The following is a 16,636-nucleotide window of genomic DNA, read 5'->3' on the forward strand; positions in this document are numbered from 1 at the left end:
GGAAAAAATTAAAAATTTAGTGTCAAAATTATAAATGGAAACCCAACCCAATAACCCTTTGCACGGCATAAAACTAGATCAAATTATAAACGATTTGGTAGCGCATTACGGATGGGAATATATGGGTTATACGATAAAAATTAAGTGTTTTACCAATAACCCTTCGGTAAAATCCAGTTTAAAGTTTTTACGGCGCACGCCTTGGGCGCGAACAAAAGTTGAAAACATGTATTTGAATATGCTGAAGCATAAAAAATAACGATTTTATATTACCATCTTTAGACATGTTTTTTTAATTCAAAATAATCAAAATCGTATTTTTACTTGCAAATAACGCTTTAAGGAGAAACCTTAAAGTATCAATTGAAAATGTTATTCCCGAAAAAGCTGGAATCTAATCCTAATTTTATGAATTCAAGAGCCAATCAACTTAAAGCCTTTGATAGATTGTTAACCATAATGGATGAATTGCGCGCTCAATGCCCGTGGGATAAAAAGCAAACCATGGAAAGTTTGCGCCATTTAACCATTGAAGAAACTTACGAGTTGGGCGATGCTATTTTAGATAATAATTTGGATGAGGTTAAAAAAGAATTGGGCGATGTGCTTTTGCATATTGTGTTTTATGCTAAAATAGGAAGCGAAACCAAAGCTTTTGATATTGCCGATGTTTGCAATAGTATTTGCGAAAAACTCATTAGCAGACATCCGCATATTTACGGCGATATTAAAGTTGAAAATGAGGATGATGTAAAACGAAATTGGGAAAACCTTAAGCTGAAAGAAGGAAAAACGAGTGTTTTGGAAGGTGTGCCAAAAAGCCTGCCGGCTTTGGTGAAAGCCAATAGAATACAAGAGAAAGTGGCCGGCGTTGGTTTTGATTGGGAAGCACCGAATCAGGTTTGGGAAAAGGTTGAAGAGGAGCTCAACGAGTTTAAAGCCGAAGTCAATTTAGGCAACCAAGATAAAATGGAAAGTGAATTTGGCGATGTGCTATTTTCTATGGTAAACTACGCGCGCTTTTTAAATATTAATCCCGAAAACGCTTTAGAGCGCACCAATAAAAAATTCTCGAAACGATTTCAATATTTAGAAGCGAAAGCAAAAAGTTTAAATAAACCTTTAAAAGATATGACTTTGGCCGAAATGGATGTGTTTTGGGAGGAAGCTAAAAGTCTATAATTTTTCATATTACCCAGAATTCTAAATTTGTAATTATCTTAACACTGTTAATTTGCTATAAACGCCTTGTTTTCGTACATTTGCAGCATGGGAAACGGAATACATGAAAAGCGAAATAACAGAATCTTCAACTTTAACTTTCTAGTTTTTAGAAATCAATCGGATAAATTTATCCCACCAGCTACATAATTCTAAAAACATTCTCTTTACACCTTTGTGTATTATTAAATTATTTGCTTAATATTTTAAGTAGATAATGCATTACGTATAACTGATTTTTTCAGTTTTATTTCTATCTATAATATAGATAAAAATCACCATAACCTTATTTAATGACTATTAAAACATTTGATGCCTTTTCAAGGCTATCTATGATTGATATTAACCGTATCACCAATTTTTTGCACGAACATTCCGGGGTTTTTAAAGACACCAAAAGTGCCATTCGAAAATCTATTATGTATGCTGCGAAAGAGCTTCCGGGATTAGGCGGTTATGTGTTTGTTATGGAACATAAAAATGAAATTTTAGGAGCCGTTGTGGTAAACAGAACAGGCATGAATGAGTATTTATCAGAAAACATATTGGTTTATGTAGCGGTTAAAAAAAGTTTTAGAAGAAAAGGAATTGCTAAAGCACTCATTAAACACACCATAAAATACTGTAAAGGCGACATTGCAGTACACATAAGTAAAGAGAATCCGGTTATCAAAATATTTGAAAAACAAGGCTTTAAAGCAAGAAATATAGAAATGCGATTAGAGCGATAATTAATTTAATAAAACAATAACAAATGAAAATTTTACAAGTAAAAAGAAAAACAACCTACGAAAAACGACATACCGTAAAAATGGGAGAGTTGACCACTAAGGTAACTTATATCAAAAAATACTTGTTTGGGCTACCCATAAGAACGCTTCATAAGTACCGCGAAACTTACTATGGCGAGGTAAAAGACTGTAAGGACTGTATGCTGTTTGTTTAATTGAAAAAAAATCTTAGAGGTTTTTACCTCGAGTTTCCGTTGAAATTGTCATTCTCACAAATCCCGATTACCATAGGGAGGGAATCAAAAATTAAAATCAACAAATTAATATATACTAAATGAAAGTACTAGTAATTGGAGCAGGAAATATGGGGCTTACCTATGCCGAGGGCATGTCTAAATCAAAACTCTTAAAAAAGAGAAATATCATGGTTTTAGATAAGTCTGAAGAGAAATTGGAAGCGCTTAACCAAATATCGCATTTTGATGCGTTTAAAGAATTGGATGCCTGTGTACCAAAAGCAGACATAATTTTTATTGCCGTAAAACCGTATCATGCCGAAAGTGTTTTTAAAGCCATAAAAACACTGGTAAAACCACAACAAATTATAATCTCAATTATGGCAGGCGTTACCATAGCTTCCATAAAAGAGATAACAGGATTAGATAAAGTAGTTAGGGCGATGCCTAATTTGCCAGCTCAAATAGGTAAAGGGCTAACATCATATGTCACTTCAGAAGAAGTGTCGAGAATTGAAATGCTCACCATAGAAAGTCTGTTGGATACCACAGGTAAATCCGTTCGTGTGTCCAACGAAAAATTAATTGATGCATCCACAGGAATTTCCGGAAGCGGACCAGCTTATGTGTTTTATTTTATGCAAAGCATGATGGAAGCAGCATTGCAAATGGGCTTTTCAAAAAACGACTCTACTGTATTGGTAAGTCAAACTTTTACAGGTGCGATTGAGTTGTTTAATCAATCAAACTTATCACCAAATTCTTGGATGGATAAGGTCGCATCAAAAGGCGGAACCACACGGGCCGCTTTAGATTCTATGGAAGACAACAATGTAAACGAGTTAATAAAAGAAGCCGCATTTTCCGCATTTAACCGTGCAGTGGAATTAGGTAAAGAACACTAATATGTGTAAAGAAAGAATAGTAATAAAAGTTGGTACTAATGTAATGACCAACAAAGACAATAGAATAGTAAGACCGGTTTTAAGACGATTGGTAAAACAAATAGCAGAACTTTACGAGCGTGGTATTATGACCATTTTGGTTTCATCGGGCTCTGTAATTGCAGGAAAGGAAGTGTTGGGTAAATCTAAAATTGAGGACACCACCCAAAGGCGTCAGGTATATTCTGCCATTGGGCAACCCAGAATGATGCGTCTCTATTATAATATTTTTCATGATTATGGTATGAAGTGCGCCCAAGTATTGCCCACAAAACGCGATTTTAGCCCCGGTGTGCACCGACAAAATATGATTAATTGCTGCGAAGGGTTATTATCCGAGGGCGTTATACCCATTGCCAATGAAGATGATGCGGTATCGGTAACCATGTCTATGTTTTCAGATAATGACGAATTAGCAAGCTTGATAGCACAATTACTAAATGCCGATAAGCTTATTATTCTAACTGATATTGATGGACTTTACACGGGGCATCCAGAAGAGGATAATAGCGATTTAATAAAAAATGTTGATCCGGAAGAAGACTTAGATAAATATATAAAAGACAGCAATAAAGCCGAAGAAGAAGGCAGAGGCGGTATGGGCTCAAAATTAGATTATGCCCAACAAGCCGCAGCTAATAATGTACCAACCTTTATTGCAAACGGAAAAAAAGACAATACGATTATTGATATAATTGATGGAAAATCGGTTGGTACAAAAGTATCACTTTAACAAAAAAAATGAAGATGGAATTATTATCAGAAAATATAAAAAATAATGTTTTAAAAAGTATGGTTAACCTATTGCGGGATAACCAGGACGATTTATTGCAGGCAAACAAAAAAGATATTGAAGCTTTTACTAGAGAAGATCAAGCCATGTACGATCGCTTAATTTTAAATGAAAAGAAAGTGGAAGGCATGATTACCGCTATTAAAGAAGTGCAGGCGCAGCAAGACCCTGTAAATAAAATAATAAGTAAAAACACCTTAAATAGCGGTTTGGAAGTTGTAAATAAAACAGCACCGTTTGGAACGATTATGATTATTTACGAATCGAGACCAGACGTAACGGTTGAAGCCACTGTACTTGCATTTAAAGCCAATAATAAAATACTGCTTAAAGGCGGTAAAGAAGCATTGCACAGTAATACGGCCATCGTTAAATTATGGCATAAAGCGCTTGAAGAAAATAATTTAAGCACAGATTTTATTAAAATGCTAAACATGAATAGGCAAGAAACCCAAGCCTTTTTGAAAAACCCCACCGAGCCATTGGATTTAATTGTGCCAAGGGGCGGCGAGCAACTTATAAAGTTTGTAAAAGAGCATGCTAAATGTGCAGTTTTGGTAAGCGGTCGCGGAAACAACTTCTTATATGTTGATAAGTATGCCGATTGGAAACAAACCCTTGCGGTTATTCTAAACGCCAAAACCCATAAAATATCAGCTTGTAACGCGCTTGACAAAATATTGGTGAATAAAAACATTCCCGATTATCAAAATAAAATTGAAGAACTAAATACTATTTTAAAAGAAAGTGGGGTAACGGTTTTGGTAGATGAAAAAACAAAGGAAGTGTTAAAAGATGAAAAATTAATTATCGACAATTCCATATGGTATGAAGAATTTTTAGAAATGAAATGTTGCATCGGAGCGGTAGATTCAGTTTTTGAAGCTATTGAAAAAATAAATGAATATTCCGGCGGGCACTCAACAAGCATAATGACGACTAATAACGATGTTGCAAAAACCTTTATGGAACAAGTGGATTGTGCTGTGGTGTATCAAAATGCATCAACCCGATTTACCGATGGCGGCCAAATAGGTGTGGGCGCAGAACTTGCCATTAGCACCGATAAGCTGCATCACCGTGGCCCTTTAGGACTTAAAGAACTGGTTACCAATAAATACTATGTTTTTGGAGACGGGCACGTTAGGGTTTAAAAAATAGACAACTAAAAAACAAAAAATCTCATAATACAGCATTATGAGATTTTTTTATTTTAAATAAGTTACGTCGTTTATATTTAATACATCGCTTTAACTTTGCTAAGTTTGGTTTTTAAAAGTTTTAAGGTTTGTTTGTGCGCCTTAATGTTATTGTGAACTTCTTTTACCAACGGATTGTCGTCATCAACATTAGTGAAAAACTGCAAATTATTCTCCAATTGATTGATTTGACTTTTTACCTCGTCTATTTTCTTTTTGATAAAAGAACGTTCGTTGTCAAGGTTTCTGGTATTGTTGTCGCCACTATTTAAATGGTCTAATTTGTTTTCATATTTAATCATCTCAATTTCATTCTTTTCCATTTTCAAATTAGAAAACAAATTATCTAAGGTTTTATTAAATTTACCTTCAATATAACGCTTGTCGTTTGGTACTCTGCCTATATTTTTCCAGGCATTGATTTGGGTTTTTATGGTGGCCAAATCTTTGTCTTTATCTCCTGTTAAACTTAGCGCTTTTAATGTGTTTAACAACTCTTGTTTTTTATTGAAAGCATCAACTTGCTCTTGGCTTGCCGCATTTCTTTTAGCATGTAGTTTGTCGAAATAATAGTTGCAGGCCGCCTTAAATTGTTTCCAAATCCTATCGCTGTCCTTACGTGGCACATGGCCGATTTTTTTCCAATCGCTCTGGATTTTTTTCATCAAAGCCGTAGTAACTTCAGTGTCTTCGCTGTCTTTGTTGTCTTCAGCAATTTTAATAAGTTCTAATTTTTTCTGAAGATTTTCATACTGCTCCTTTTTTAAACCTTTATAAAAGGCATTTTTCTTTTTGTTAAACGCTCTAACCGAATCTTTGAATTTCGCCCAGGTCGACTCGTTAACTTTTATAGGAACTTTACCGGCATTAAAAAAGTCGTTTCGAAGGGCTTCAACTTCTTTAATTTTCTTTTGCCATGAGCTATGTGATTTGCCTTCTTGAGCGCCAATAGCTTCAATTTTAGCAATAATTTCCAGCTTATTTTCAAGGTTTTTTTCGTAAACCTTATCAATCTCTTTGTAGTAATCTTGTCGTTTGTCGTTTATTATTTTTGTTGCGGCTTTAAAACGATCCCAGATTTCTTCTCGGTGTTCTCTGGCCACGGGTCCAAGTTCTTCTTTCCACATTTTATGAAGCTCTTGCAACTCTCTAAACGAACGCATAACGTTATCATCTTGAGCTAACTCTTCGGCACGTTCAATTATTTTTAATTTCTTGTCTAAATTGTGCTTAAAATCTAAATCGCGCAAATCCCTGTTTAGATGTAAAAAATCGTAGAAACGTTCAGCGTGGTGGTGGTAAGAGTTCCAAGCATTGTTGTATTTATCTCTGGGAATTGGCCCTGTATTTCTCCAACGCTCTTGTAACTCCTTAAAGTGTTTGTAAGTGGTATTTATGTTTTCCTCAACGTTAAGCAGACCTTTTAATTCTTCAATAATTTCAAGCTTGTCCGCTAAATTTTGTTTCAGGTTTTTTTCTATACTTTTATAATGCTCGTTTAGTTTGTTTCTGTATGCTTTGTATGCCGTTTTAAATCGTTTTTGAATGGGCGAGGAGTAGTAAAAATCTATTTCGTTGCCGCCGTCGTTTAAAAATTCTGTTTTTTTCTCGTCTAATAAGGCTTGAAATTTAGTTTTAAACTCGTTGTTTATGTCGTTTACATGCGATTTTATAGCCTGAATTTTTTCGTTTTTCACTAGCTTTTCCAATTCGATTGCTAGAGATTCCAACGACATTTTATCGTATTCTTTTACGGCAATGGTGTGGCGCTCTTTATTGCCTTCGTCTTCGGCATCTTCAGCATTGGACTCTTCAATCTCATTAATAACATCCTCATCTTTAGATGTTTTTGTTTCTTCATCTTTTTCGTTGGAAGGCTTTTCTTTTTCAGCTTCAGCAGTTGGAGAAGAAGCTTCTTTTTTAACTATTTCAGGAGTTTCTTCTGTGGATTGGGCATTATTATCTGATGATGTGTTTTCGGTAGTATCATCATTTTTAATGGGTAATTTGTTTTCTTCTTTTCCGTCTGCTTTTTGCAGGTTATCTATCTCAGACATTTTAAAAAATGTTTAGGTTCGTAATATACTTTAAGGTTTAAAGATAGTGACAACTCTAGTATTTACAAAGTGTAAGTGGTGCTTTTAATAGCTTGGGTAGTTATTTTATTACAAATCCCAAATGGACCACGCTTTTTCTGCTTGAAATTTCAACATATTCAATCCGTTAATCGTTGTGGCTCCATGCATTTTACCTTGATTGAGGAACTTGGTTTCCTCGGGATTATATATTAAATCGAATAAAACGTGGTTTTTTGTAATGCCGTGATAAGGTATGTTTGGGCAATCATCTACATTAGGAAACGTGCCCAATGGTGTACAGTTTACTATGATTTGATGCTGATTAATGATAGCTTCGGTAAGATCATTATACGTAAAATCAATACTTTCTGAAGCTTTTCTGGATACATAACTATATGCGATATTTAGCTCTTTTAAACTAAAGGCGATGGCTTTACTTGCGCCTCCTGTACCTAGAATCAGTGCCTTTTTATGGTGTGGTTTTAAGGCTGGTTTTATTGTTTTTTTAAAGCCGTAACAATCTGTATTGTAGCCAACAAGTTTCCCTTTTTTTGTGATTTTTATGGTGTTTACAGCGCCAATGGCCTTTGCTTTTTTGTTTATTTTATCAAGAAAAGGAATCACTTGTTCTTTGTAGGGTATAGTAACATTTAAACCCTTTAGGTCTTTTGTGTTTTTTATAATTGAAGGAAATAAATCGATGGATTCAATATCGAAATTCTCGTAAGTGGTATGGTTGATATTTTCATTTTCAAACTTTTTTTTGAAATAAGTTCTTGAAAAAGAATACGATATGTTTTTACCTAAAAGTCCTAATTTGTTCATTTGGTTTTTCTGGTTTTTTGGCCGTAATATTCAAGCGCTAAAACGATAGCGATACCCAAAACAATAAATGCCATAGCATAAAAAGTTTCTGTATTTATCTCGGGTATAAAGCGTTTGTAATTGGCAATTATTTTTTCTCCTGTAGAATCTAATATAAAACTACCGTTATCGTTTATTTTGTAAATGGTTTTTTTCCAAGGCCAAACCACGCCCAACGAGCCCACAATAAACCCAATAATTGCGGAAAGCGTGATGCTTTTATAGTGTTTTAATATATAGCTGAGCAGATGCGAAAAGGTAACCAAACCAGTTACCGAACCCAATGTAAATACACTGAGAACCTTAAGCATTCTGAGGCGAGCAGGGTTTTGAATAAAACTAAAATCGCCACGAAACACGTCTGAAATGGTATCGTACAAAGCGTTTACCGAATCGACTAAAAGCAAAACATAATTGCCTAAAAGAATGAGGATAAACGAGCCGGAAAACCCTGGGAGCGTCATCCCCGAAACGCTTATTATGCCACAGAAAAATACAAACCAAAGGTTGTCATTTTCTTTGGCCGGATTTAAAAAACTGATGCTTACACCTAGTGCAATTCCTATGAATAAAGATAAATATGTTCTATAATTCCAATCCTTAAAATCCTTATATATGTAATAAATGGAGCCGATTATCATTCCAAAAAAAACACTCCAAACATACAGTTCGTAATGTTTTATTAAATAATCTAAAATTTTCGAGACACTAAAATAACTCACAACCATCCCAAAGAAGAGCAGCCCTAAAAAGCGACCGTTTATATATTGAAAAAAACTCTTAAACCGGCCGTTAATAAGTAGTTTAAAAGCTTTGCTGTTTACTTTTTGAAGCGAGTAAATAAACTCCTCGTAAAAACCGGCCACAAAAGCAACTACGCCACCAGAAACACCTGGAACTTTGTTGGCAGCACCCATACCTAAGCCTTTAAGAATAAGGAATAGCTTGTCTGTAAAAGTTCTGGTGCTTTGCATTATATTTTTTTCGAGCCTAATCTTTCAAGAATAAAAATAGTTAAAAAACCAAGAATCATTAAGCCAATGGCTATTGTGATTTGGTTTTCGCCGTCAAACGCAAAAGGAGAAACACTTTCTTCTAATAGCGGCATTTTAATGCCTTTTGAGTTGGTGTGCCATGTCAACGTCCTTTTCCAAGGCCAAACTTTATTTAACGACCCAAATATAAAACCCGTGAGTATGGCTAACGTGATGTTATGGTAATGTTTGAACAGCCATTTTAAAACCCGACTGAAGCTTAGCAAACCTATAAGGGCACCAACCGCAAAAACAACTATTTTTTTTACATCAAAGTCGTGCAAAGCATCACTTAATGTTTTGTAAGCACCTAATATTATTAAAATAAAAGAACCTGAAATACCTGGAAGAATCATAGCACAAATAGCAATGGCACCCGCTAAAAACAAAAACCAAGGGTTATCGTTGGTGGCCAATGCTGGTAGCGTAGTAATATAAAAAGCTATGGCGGCTCCAAAAATAAGGCATACGATAACGGCTAAATTCCATTTGGTGATTTGTTTGCCAACAAAATAAATACTGGCGACAATTAAGCCGAAAAAAAACGACCAAATGAGAATGGGATGATGCTCTAATAGATATTTTGCAAGCCTCATAAACGACACAAAACTCACAATAATACCCAATAAAAGCGCGGTTAAAAAGTTGCCGTTGGCTTGTTGCCAAAACGCTTTTATTCCTTTAGAAAAAAGGGTTTTAAAAAGGGAAAGATTAACATTGCTAATAGTAGAAATCAATTCTTCGTAAATACCAGAAATAAAAGCAATCGTACCACCTGAAACACCGGGAACCGCATCGGCTGCTCCCATGGCAATACCTTTAAGTGAAATGATTAAGTAATCTATAAAACGTCTGTGCATATGTTGATTTTTAAGCAGAAACCAAAGATATACATTTTCATGTAACCGTTAATTATAGATTGGTTTTTAGTAAGTTTTTTACAAGGATTTTATTGGATACTTCCGGGAAAAGTTCTTCAATTATAAAATGGAAAGCTTCGTTGTGTTTTAAACCGTTTTTTAAGTAAAAGGTGCCTTTGCCATTTTCGTTTAAAGAAAAATAAAGTCCAGCTAAACGGTACTCCAATTCGGCGTTGTCGGGGTAAAATTCTACCGCTTGTTCAAAATTTATTATAGCAGCTTCGGGTTCGCCCAATTTAATGAGCAAATCGCCACGCGATAACCACGTGTTTAATTCGTAATTACCTAAATCTAAGGTTTTTTTGAAACCGCGTTCTGCTTCTTCGAATAAATTTAAACGCTGATTAATTAATGAATAAGCTTTCCAATAATGTACATTTTCCGAATCAATATTAATCGCTTTATTTATATAGTATAAGGCTTTGTGGTAATCTTTTTTTCTAATATGAAATTTGGTAATGGCTATCCAACCTTTGTCCAATAAAGGGTCTTCGTGTACGGTTTTGTAGTAATATTGAACGGCCAATTCGTCATTTTTCAATTTCTCGTGGCAGTTTCCAATGCGCAATAAAGCAAACGATGTGGGGTCGTCTAATTGAAGCGACATGTTGTAGTTTTCAATGGCGTCTTCGAAACGTTTTAATTTTTCGAGAACTTTCCCGCGTTCTAAATATGCGCCCACAAAGGTATCGTCCGAAATAATGGCGAAATCGTAGGCAGCCAAGGCTTTCTTATATTTTTTTAGAATACCATATTGTTTGCCCAATTGGTGCCATGCGACTTCGCAGTACGGATTTTTATCTAAAAACACATTTAAATACGAAATGGCTTCTTCGTTTTGGTTGAGGAATTCAAAGCAATAAATAACATTGTACAACGCAGAGTAATCATCTAAATCTTGCTCTAAACATTTCATAAAGTATGTTTTGGCGTCTTCAAACCGATCTAAAAAGAGATACTCCATACCTATTAAAGCATACAAATCGATGACTTCATCCGTGAGTTTTAAGGCTTCTTTTAAAACATCAATAGCTTTTAAATGCTCGTCTTTTTTCGATAAAATGTTTGCTTTTTGAATGAATATTTCTTCATTCAAAGGGTCTAAACTATACAGATCGTTTAATAAGGCATCGGCCTCTGGCAGCTTGTCTTCAAACACATAAATTTCAACTTTAAAAAGCCTTAAATTAATAGACGTAGGGTGTTGGTCTAAGCCCAATTTAATTGCCTTTTTCGCCAAAGCTATTTTGCCTTGATTAAGATAGTGGTGAATGATGTTTTCAAATTCTTCTGAATCGAAGAACAAAACATGATTTGTTTTTAACATCGATTCAAACTTTGTAAGAGGCAAATTGTTGTTGTCGTTATGACTAAACTCCATAGACACGTTGTAAGTTTCTTCGTTAATAAAATTAATGTTCTATTCTAATTTATAAGACTTATGTCTTAAATGTTTTTAACAAAGTAATCAACAGTTGTGCCGCAAATGCAGAATTTCTCTTGTTTTGTTATGGTTTTCAGTGGGTTGAAAGTTATTTAGAAGGTTGTAAGCTGTCTAAAATATCAATAATTATGGCGCATCCTTTGATGATTTCTTCGTTTGAAATGGTTAAAGGAGGCGTAATTCTTACCGCTTTGGCCTCAAAAAGCAACCAGAAAAGTATTAATCCCGCATCTTGCGCTTTAAGAATTAGGGCATTCGCTACGGCATCAGAAGGTGTGATGAGGGCAAGCATCAATCCTTTCCCGCGGATGTCTATAATTAATGGATGCACTAAAAGTTTTCTGAAAAGTTGTTCTTTTTCCAAAGCTTGTTCTATTAGTGTGCTTTGGGTAACTTCCTGTAATGTTGCCAAGGCTGATGCTGCAATAACGGGGTGGCCGCCAAAGGTTGTAATGTGGCCTAATTTTGGTTTATCGGATAACAAATCCATAAGTTTATTCGAGGCTGTAAACGCACCAATGGGCATGCCGCCGCCTAAGCCTTTACCAGTTACTAAAATATCTGGTGTGCAGTTGTAATGTTGAAACCCGAACAGTTTACCGGTTCTGCCCACTCCAGGTTGGATTTCATCTAAAATAAGTAATGCGCCTACCTCGTTACAACGGTTTCTAACTTTTTCTAAATAGCCGTCTTTAGGCTCGATAAAACCTGCACCACCTTGAATAGTTTCTAAAATTACACAAGCTGTTTTTGTGGTGATGTGTTTTAAATCTACTGTATCGTTAAACGCAATAAATTGGACGTTTGGCAATAAGGGGCGAAAGGGTTGTTTGCGTTCCTCAAAACCCATCACACTCATCGAACCCATGGTGTTGCCGTGGTAGGCTTTTTTAGCGGCAATTATTTCGCTGCGTCCTGTGGCACGTTTGACCAGTTTTAGCGCCCCTTCAATGGCTTCGGTTCCGGAATTGGTTAGATAGGTTTTTTCTAAAGAATCCGGAAGATGCTTTGCTAAAAGTTTTGTGAGGGCAACGGCTGGTTTCTGTATGTATTCGCCATAAACCATAACGTGCATGTACTTATCTAATTGCGATTTTATGGCGTTAACCACTTTGGGGTGATTGTGCCCCAAAGTACTTGCCGAAACGCCCGCAACAAAATCGAGATAGGCTTTATTGTTGGTATCGTAAATATACGAACCATTGGCATGTGAAATTTCCATGGCTAAGGGGTGCGGCGAAGTTTGTGCTTGGTATTTAAAGAAATCTAACCTCATTTTTTATTCCTGGTTATCTAATACACTTTTAGGGTAAACTTTCTCCTTTTTGCCTTTTGTATTTAATTTTTTTGGCAAATTTCGCGATGCTTTCGATTTTTCTTTGGCATTGGGTTTAGCTGCTTCATCGGCTTTTTTAATGCGCTCCATTAAATCATCGTCAACAAAATCTTCTTGTGGTACATAGTCTTCGAGCCCTTTTATAATAGGCAAAACCAAAGGAGGGTCGTCTTTAAATAAATCTTCAACGCTACGCGGACGCTCATCATCGCGCCAATCGAAACCTTTTAAAAGTTTTTCATTTTTTGGGTATTTAGATTCTGGATAAATATTACCATCAATTTGATTGATTTTTCTAACTTCTTCAATCTCTCGGTCTACAATAAAAATGGTAATGCTGCCTGATTTGGATTTGTCAATGCCTACCAATTCATTTTCATCATTTCTAAAATAGTAAATGGATTGTGCGTTTTTTATAATATCGACTTGGTACAGTTCGTTTTCGTCATCAAATAATCCAACCAATTTTTTGCCGTTTATTTGATTATAGCCTGCGTCCAAAGTGTCCTTACTTATAATGAACGCATTATCGAATACAATAAGCGAATCGAGTTTTTCGGTCTTCGGATTTGATTTTAAATGAATGGTATCGCCCGTCATTTGGTTTTCAATATTCCAAAGAATGGGTTTTCGTTTTACCGAAAAGGCATCATCATTATCAAATTTCGAGATGTTAATAAGTTGGGTTAAACCAGTTTCTTGATTTGAATGAATAGAATCTGCCTTAGCACTCATATCGCTTTTAAAAAGACGCGCATTTCTGAAGGCCCTAGTGATTCTTTTTTCGGGTTTGCCCGTAACCATAAGCGTATCGGCATGTATGTAAATCGAGTCTTTTTGTTGCACGGTAATTGCCAACGCCCGTTTTGTAATAAACATGGAGTCTTTTTCTTTAAAAACCTCGGCATAATGGCCTCTTACAATGCTTTTGTTTAAGGTGTCGGTTACCGTAATATTGTTGGTTGCCGATGCAAAACTGGTGTTGTTGTCAAAATATAAACTGTCGCCTTCCACAGTACGGTTTTCGTAATCTATTTTTGCTTTTTTAAGGGCATATCCTATTTTAGCTTCGGTATCATAAAAGCCTTTTTCGCAATAGGTGACGCTTTCGGGTGTGGTTATGGTTGAAGGACCGAATAAATAGGCGTGTTTGGTTTCGTCATAAAAATCGAAATAGTTAGAATTTACAACGGTACTATCACTTTTTAAAACCACATCTTCAACAAACTGATATTTTTTAGCATCCATATAGTAACGCCCAATTTTACTGGTAATGGTGCCAGAGGAATCAATTTGTACATGACCTCCATTTCTAAAAAAAGCCTGTTGTTTTAATTTGTCAAAATATAAGGTGTCTGATGAAATTTTAGAATCCGGGTTTTCCAACACCACATCGCCACTGGCAAAGGCTAACTGTGAAATACCGCTGTATTCTACATATTTAGACGTCATATTAATCGTGTCGCCTTGTTTAATAATAACGTTTCCGTAGGCTTCAACAAAATCTTCATTACCATAATGAATGGCTTGGTCGCACCACATGTGTATGCCACCGTGGATAATGTGTACTTGCTGTGAATCGTCTCGTGTTAAAATTTTAGCACCAGGGTATTTATCTTCATCAAAAGTTAAAAAGCCTGTATATTCGATATTTATTTTTTTTTGAGCATGACAAAATTCAGAATTGCCAAAGCCAATAAAAAGTAGAATATATAAAAGGTGTGATAGTTTCAAAGTAACATTTGTTTGTCGCAAAAATAACGATAATAATAAAGCGCAATACCATTTATCATCTGAATTTACCATGATAAAACGCCCTTTTTTTCTTTTTATTTCAACATAAAAAGAAACCGTAACTAAGGCTATGCTTTATTTTTCTATTTCATACAAAGAAAAAAATCATCATTTTATTTTATGACAATTTTAGATGATAAATGGTATCAATTATCTGTTATGTTTTTTTTTTATAATTTTGGAATGAAACAAAAAACGCTTCAATCCGGAAAGTGTCGGATGAAGCGTTTTAAGTTTGTGTTTAAACTTTTATGAAACCAATTGCTTTCTAAAAATAGTCTGTTTTCTATCGGGACCAACCGAAACAATAGTAATTGGAATTTCCAGTGCTGCCTCTAAAAACTCGATGTATTCGTTTAAAGCCTTTGGTAATTGCGATGCTTCAGACATTCCTGTTAAATCTTCGCTCCAGCCGTTTAGTTCCGTATAAATAGGTTCTACATTTTCCGGCTCGATATTATAAGGGAAATGTGTGATTTTTTCACCTTTGTATTTATAAGCGGTACACACTTTTAAGGTTTTAAAACCAGAAAGCACATCGCCTTTCATCATCATTAATTGCGTAACTCCATTAACTTGACAAGCATATTTTAAAGCTATTAAATCGAGCCAACCGCAGCGTCTTGCGCGTCCGGTTGTTGCACCGAATTCGTTGCCTACTTTGGCCATGGTTTCTCCGTCTTTATCGAACAATTCGGTAGGGAACGGGCCAGAACCCACACGGGTTGTATAGGCTTTAAAAATACCGAAAACCTCACCGATTTGATTTGGCGAAACGCCTAAGCCGGTACAAGCTCCTGCGGCCGTAGTATTGCTGGAGGTTACAAACGGATAGGTTCCGAAATCGATATCCAACAACGATCCTTGAGCACCTTCGGCTAAAATGGTTTGTCCGGATTTTTGTGCTTGATAAATATATTCTTCAGAATCGATAAATTTTAAAGATTTTAAAACTTCGATAGCCTCAAAAAATTCTTTTTCCAATTCCGATAAATCGTATTGAACATCAACATTATAAAAAGAAATCATCGATTCGTGCTTGTTGGCTAAAGCTCTGTATCGGGTTTTCCAATCGCTCAGCTCTAAATCGCCCACACGAATACCGTTTCTGCCTGTTTTATCCATATAGGTTGGGCCAATACCTTTAAGGGTTGAGCCAATTTTAGCTTTTCCTTTTGAGGCTTCACTGGCAGCATCCAACAAGCGGTGTGTTGGCAAAATAATATGTGCTTTTCGAGAAATTAGAAGCGATTTTCTGTAATCAACATTTTGTTCTTCCAATTTATCCAATTCTTTTTTGAAGATAACGGGATCGATTACCACGCCGTTTCCGACTAAATTGGTGGCATCGTCATGGAAAATCCCAGACGGAATGGTGTGTAATACATGTTTTCTTCCGTTAAATACCAAAGTGTGTCCTGCATTTGGACCACCTTGAAAACGTGCAATAATGTTGTAGTTGGATGTTAGAACGTCAACAATTTTTCCTTTGCCTTCGTCTCCCCATTGTAACCCTAGTAGTAAATCTACTGCCATTTTAATGTTTTATTTGTTGTTTATGTATCCTGATTTTTATCAGGGCTTTTTCTGTTTCCGTAAAAATAGAGTGAGTGGTTGTTTATTTCGATATCGAAAACTTCTTCGATGGTTTTTTTAATGGATTGAATTCGTGGATCGCAAAATTCAATGACTTCGCCCGTATCGGTTAAAATAACATGGTCGTGCTGTCTGTCAAAATACGATTTTTCGTAGTGCGCTTGGTTGTGTCCAAACTGATGTTTTCTAACCAAACCACATTCTAAAAGCAACTCTATGGTATTGTAAAGTGTAGCACGCGACACACGGTATTTTTTGTTTTTCATGCTGAGGTACAGCGACTCAATATCGAAGTGTTCGTTACTGTTGTAAATTTCTTGAAGAATAGCATACCTTTCGGGCGTCTTTCGGTGTCCGTTATTCTCTAAAAAGCTTGTAAATACGCTTTTAACTATTTCCTGATTTTTGGTATCTGCTTTTGCATTCATAATTTCATCGCAAATTTA

16 protein-coding genes are annotated in these 16,636 nt (G+C 35.6%); 7 read left to right on the forward strand and 9 right to left on the reverse strand.

The features are described 5' to 3' along the window. Positions 1 to 34 precede the first annotated feature (34 nt). From RNZ46_RS11495 to RNZ46_RS11525, 7 genes are all read left to right on the forward strand, one after another. The gene (locus tag RNZ46_RS11495) at positions 35 to 259 is read left to right on the forward strand and encodes a VF530 family protein (RefSeq protein ID WP_316982340.1); all 225 of its coding nucleotides are present in this window, start codon (positions 35 to 37) and stop codon (positions 257 to 259) included. Between the two features lie 149 nt (positions 260 to 408). Next, entirely contained in the window at positions 409 to 1,182 is a 774-nt protein-coding gene (mazG, locus tag RNZ46_RS11500; protein ID WP_316982341.1) for a nucleoside triphosphate pyrophosphohydrolase, read from the forward strand. A gap of 332 nt (positions 1,183 to 1,514) precedes the next feature. Further along, positions 1,515 to 1,952, forward strand: coding sequence for a GNAT family N-acetyltransferase (locus RNZ46_RS11505; RefSeq protein ID WP_316982342.1), 438 nt, complete (start codon positions 1,515 to 1,517; stop codon positions 1,950 to 1,952). Positions 1,953 to 1,975: 23 nt separating this feature from the next. After that, positions 1,976 to 2,167: a hypothetical protein gene (locus RNZ46_RS11510; RefSeq protein ID WP_316982343.1), complete on the forward strand. Its 192-nt coding sequence runs from the start codon at positions 1,976 to 1,978 to the stop codon at positions 2,165 to 2,167. Positions 2,168 to 2,286: 119 nt separating this feature from the next. Then, positions 2,287 to 3,093, forward strand: coding sequence for a pyrroline-5-carboxylate reductase (gene proC, locus RNZ46_RS11515; protein WP_316982344.1), 807 nt, complete (start codon positions 2,287 to 2,289; stop codon positions 3,091 to 3,093). Position 3,094: 1 nt separating this feature from the next. Beyond that, entirely contained in the window at positions 3,095 to 3,865 is a 771-nt protein-coding gene (proB, locus tag RNZ46_RS11520) for a glutamate 5-kinase (protein WP_316982345.1), read from the forward strand. Positions 3,866 to 3,879: 14 nt separating this feature from the next. Beyond that, the gene (locus tag RNZ46_RS11525) at positions 3,880 to 5,079 is read left to right on the forward strand and encodes a glutamate-5-semialdehyde dehydrogenase (RefSeq protein ID WP_316982346.1); all 1,200 of its coding nucleotides are present in this window, start codon (positions 3,880 to 3,882) and stop codon (positions 5,077 to 5,079) included. 83 nt (positions 5,080 to 5,162) lie between these two features. Here the strand turns inward: RNZ46_RS11525 and RNZ46_RS11530 are convergent, their stop codons facing one another. From RNZ46_RS11530 to RNZ46_RS11570, 9 genes are all read right to left on the reverse strand, one after another. Continuing rightward, complete coding sequence (locus tag RNZ46_RS11530; RefSeq protein ID WP_316982347.1) at positions 5,163 to 7,181, reverse strand: DUF349 domain-containing protein; 2,019 nt, start codon at positions 7,179 to 7,181, stop codon at positions 5,163 to 5,165. Between the two features lie 108 nt (positions 7,182 to 7,289). Beyond that, positions 7,290 to 8,027, reverse strand: a complete 738-nt coding sequence (locus RNZ46_RS11535) for a shikimate dehydrogenase family protein (RefSeq protein ID WP_316982348.1) — start codon at positions 8,025 to 8,027, stop codon at positions 7,290 to 7,292. Beyond that, positions 8,024 to 9,040 carry a DUF368 domain-containing protein gene (locus RNZ46_RS11540; protein ID WP_316982349.1) on the reverse strand — a complete coding sequence of 339 codons (1,017 nt, stop codon included), beginning with the start codon at positions 9,038 to 9,040 and terminating at the stop codon, positions 8,024 to 8,026. Before RNZ46_RS11540 ends, RNZ46_RS11535 begins: the two co-directional genes overlap by 4 nt. Next, complete coding sequence (locus RNZ46_RS11545; protein ID WP_316982350.1) at positions 9,040 to 9,960, reverse strand: polyprenyl-phosphate transporter; 921 nt, start codon at positions 9,958 to 9,960, stop codon at positions 9,040 to 9,042. The genes RNZ46_RS11540 and RNZ46_RS11545 overlap by 1 nt, the downstream gene beginning before the upstream one ends. Before the next feature lie 52 nt (positions 9,961 to 10,012). Further along, positions 10,013 to 11,401: a tetratricopeptide repeat protein gene (locus tag RNZ46_RS11550; protein WP_316982351.1), complete on the reverse strand. Its 1,389-nt coding sequence runs from the start codon at positions 11,399 to 11,401 to the stop codon at positions 10,013 to 10,015. Between the two features lie 151 nt (positions 11,402 to 11,552). Beyond that, positions 11,553 to 12,740 carry an aspartate aminotransferase family protein gene (locus RNZ46_RS11555; RefSeq protein ID WP_316982352.1) on the reverse strand — a complete coding sequence of 396 codons (1,188 nt, stop codon included), beginning with the start codon at positions 12,738 to 12,740 and terminating at the stop codon, positions 11,553 to 11,555. A gap of 3 nt (positions 12,741 to 12,743) precedes the next feature. After that, the gene (locus tag RNZ46_RS11560; protein ID WP_316982353.1) at positions 12,744 to 14,534 is read right to left on the reverse strand and encodes an OstA-like protein; all 1,791 of its coding nucleotides are present in this window, start codon (positions 14,532 to 14,534) and stop codon (positions 12,744 to 12,746) included. Positions 14,535 to 14,843: 309 nt separating this feature from the next. Beyond that, positions 14,844 to 16,130 (reverse strand): adenylosuccinate synthase, encoded by a 1,287-nt coding sequence (locus RNZ46_RS11565; RefSeq protein WP_316982354.1) that lies wholly within the window; start codon positions 16,128 to 16,130, stop codon positions 14,844 to 14,846. A 20-nt stretch (positions 16,131 to 16,150) separates the two neighbouring features. Then, the gene (locus RNZ46_RS11570) at positions 16,151 to 16,618 is read right to left on the reverse strand and encodes a Fur family transcriptional regulator (protein ID WP_316982355.1); all 468 of its coding nucleotides are present in this window, start codon (positions 16,616 to 16,618) and stop codon (positions 16,151 to 16,153) included. Positions 16,619 to 16,636 lie beyond the last annotated feature (18 nt).

The sequence above is a fragment of the Hwangdonia lutea genome (genome assembly GCF_032814565.1).
Classification (GTDB): Bacteria; Bacteroidota; Bacteroidia; order Flavobacteriales; family Flavobacteriaceae; genus Hwangdonia; species Hwangdonia lutea.

Bases quoted from the DNA above. Each gene is read 5' to 3' on its own strand.
- RNZ46_RS11545 (WP_316982350.1), bottom strand. From the start codon at position 9,960: ATGCACAGACGTTTTATAGATTACTTAATCATTTCACTTAAAGGTATT.
- RNZ46_RS11550 (WP_316982351.1), bottom strand. From the start codon at position 11,401: ATGGAGTTTAGTCATAACGACAACAACAATTTGCCTCTTACAAAGTTT.
- proC (WP_316982344.1), top strand. From the start codon at position 2,287: ATGAAAGTACTAGTAATTGGAGCAGGAAATATGGGGCTTACCTATGCC.
- RNZ46_RS11530 (WP_316982347.1), bottom strand. From the start codon at position 7,181: ATGTCTGAGATAGATAACCTGCAAAAAGCAGACGGAAAAGAAGAAAAC.
- RNZ46_RS11555 (WP_316982352.1), bottom strand. From the start codon at position 12,740: ATGAGGTTAGATTTCTTTAAATACCAAGCACAAACTTCGCCGCACCCC.
- RNZ46_RS11570 (WP_316982355.1), bottom strand. From the start codon at position 16,618: ATGAATGCAAAAGCAGATACCAAAAATCAGGAAATAGTTAAAAGCGTA.
- mazG (WP_316982341.1), top strand. From the start codon at position 409: ATGAATTCAAGAGCCAATCAACTTAAAGCCTTTGATAGATTGTTAACC.
- RNZ46_RS11540 (WP_316982349.1), bottom strand. From the start codon at position 9,040: ATGCAAAGCACCAGAACTTTTACAGACAAGCTATTCCTTATTCTTAAA.
- RNZ46_RS11505 (WP_316982342.1), top strand. From the start codon at position 1,515: ATGACTATTAAAACATTTGATGCCTTTTCAAGGCTATCTATGATTGAT.
- RNZ46_RS11495 (WP_316982340.1), top strand. From the start codon at position 35: ATGGAAACCCAACCCAATAACCCTTTGCACGGCATAAAACTAGATCAA.
- RNZ46_RS11510 (WP_316982343.1), top strand. From the start codon at position 1,976: ATGAAAATTTTACAAGTAAAAAGAAAAACAACCTACGAAAAACGACAT.
- RNZ46_RS11535 (WP_316982348.1), bottom strand. From the start codon at position 8,027: ATGAACAAATTAGGACTTTTAGGTAAAAACATATCGTATTCTTTTTCA.
- proB (WP_316982345.1), top strand. From the start codon at position 3,095: ATGTGTAAAGAAAGAATAGTAATAAAAGTTGGTACTAATGTAATGACC.
- RNZ46_RS11525 (WP_316982346.1), top strand. From the start codon at position 3,880: ATGGAATTATTATCAGAAAATATAAAAAATAATGTTTTAAAAAGTATG.
- RNZ46_RS11565 (WP_316982354.1), bottom strand. From the start codon at position 16,130: ATGGCAGTAGATTTACTACTAGGGTTACAATGGGGAGACGAAGGCAAA.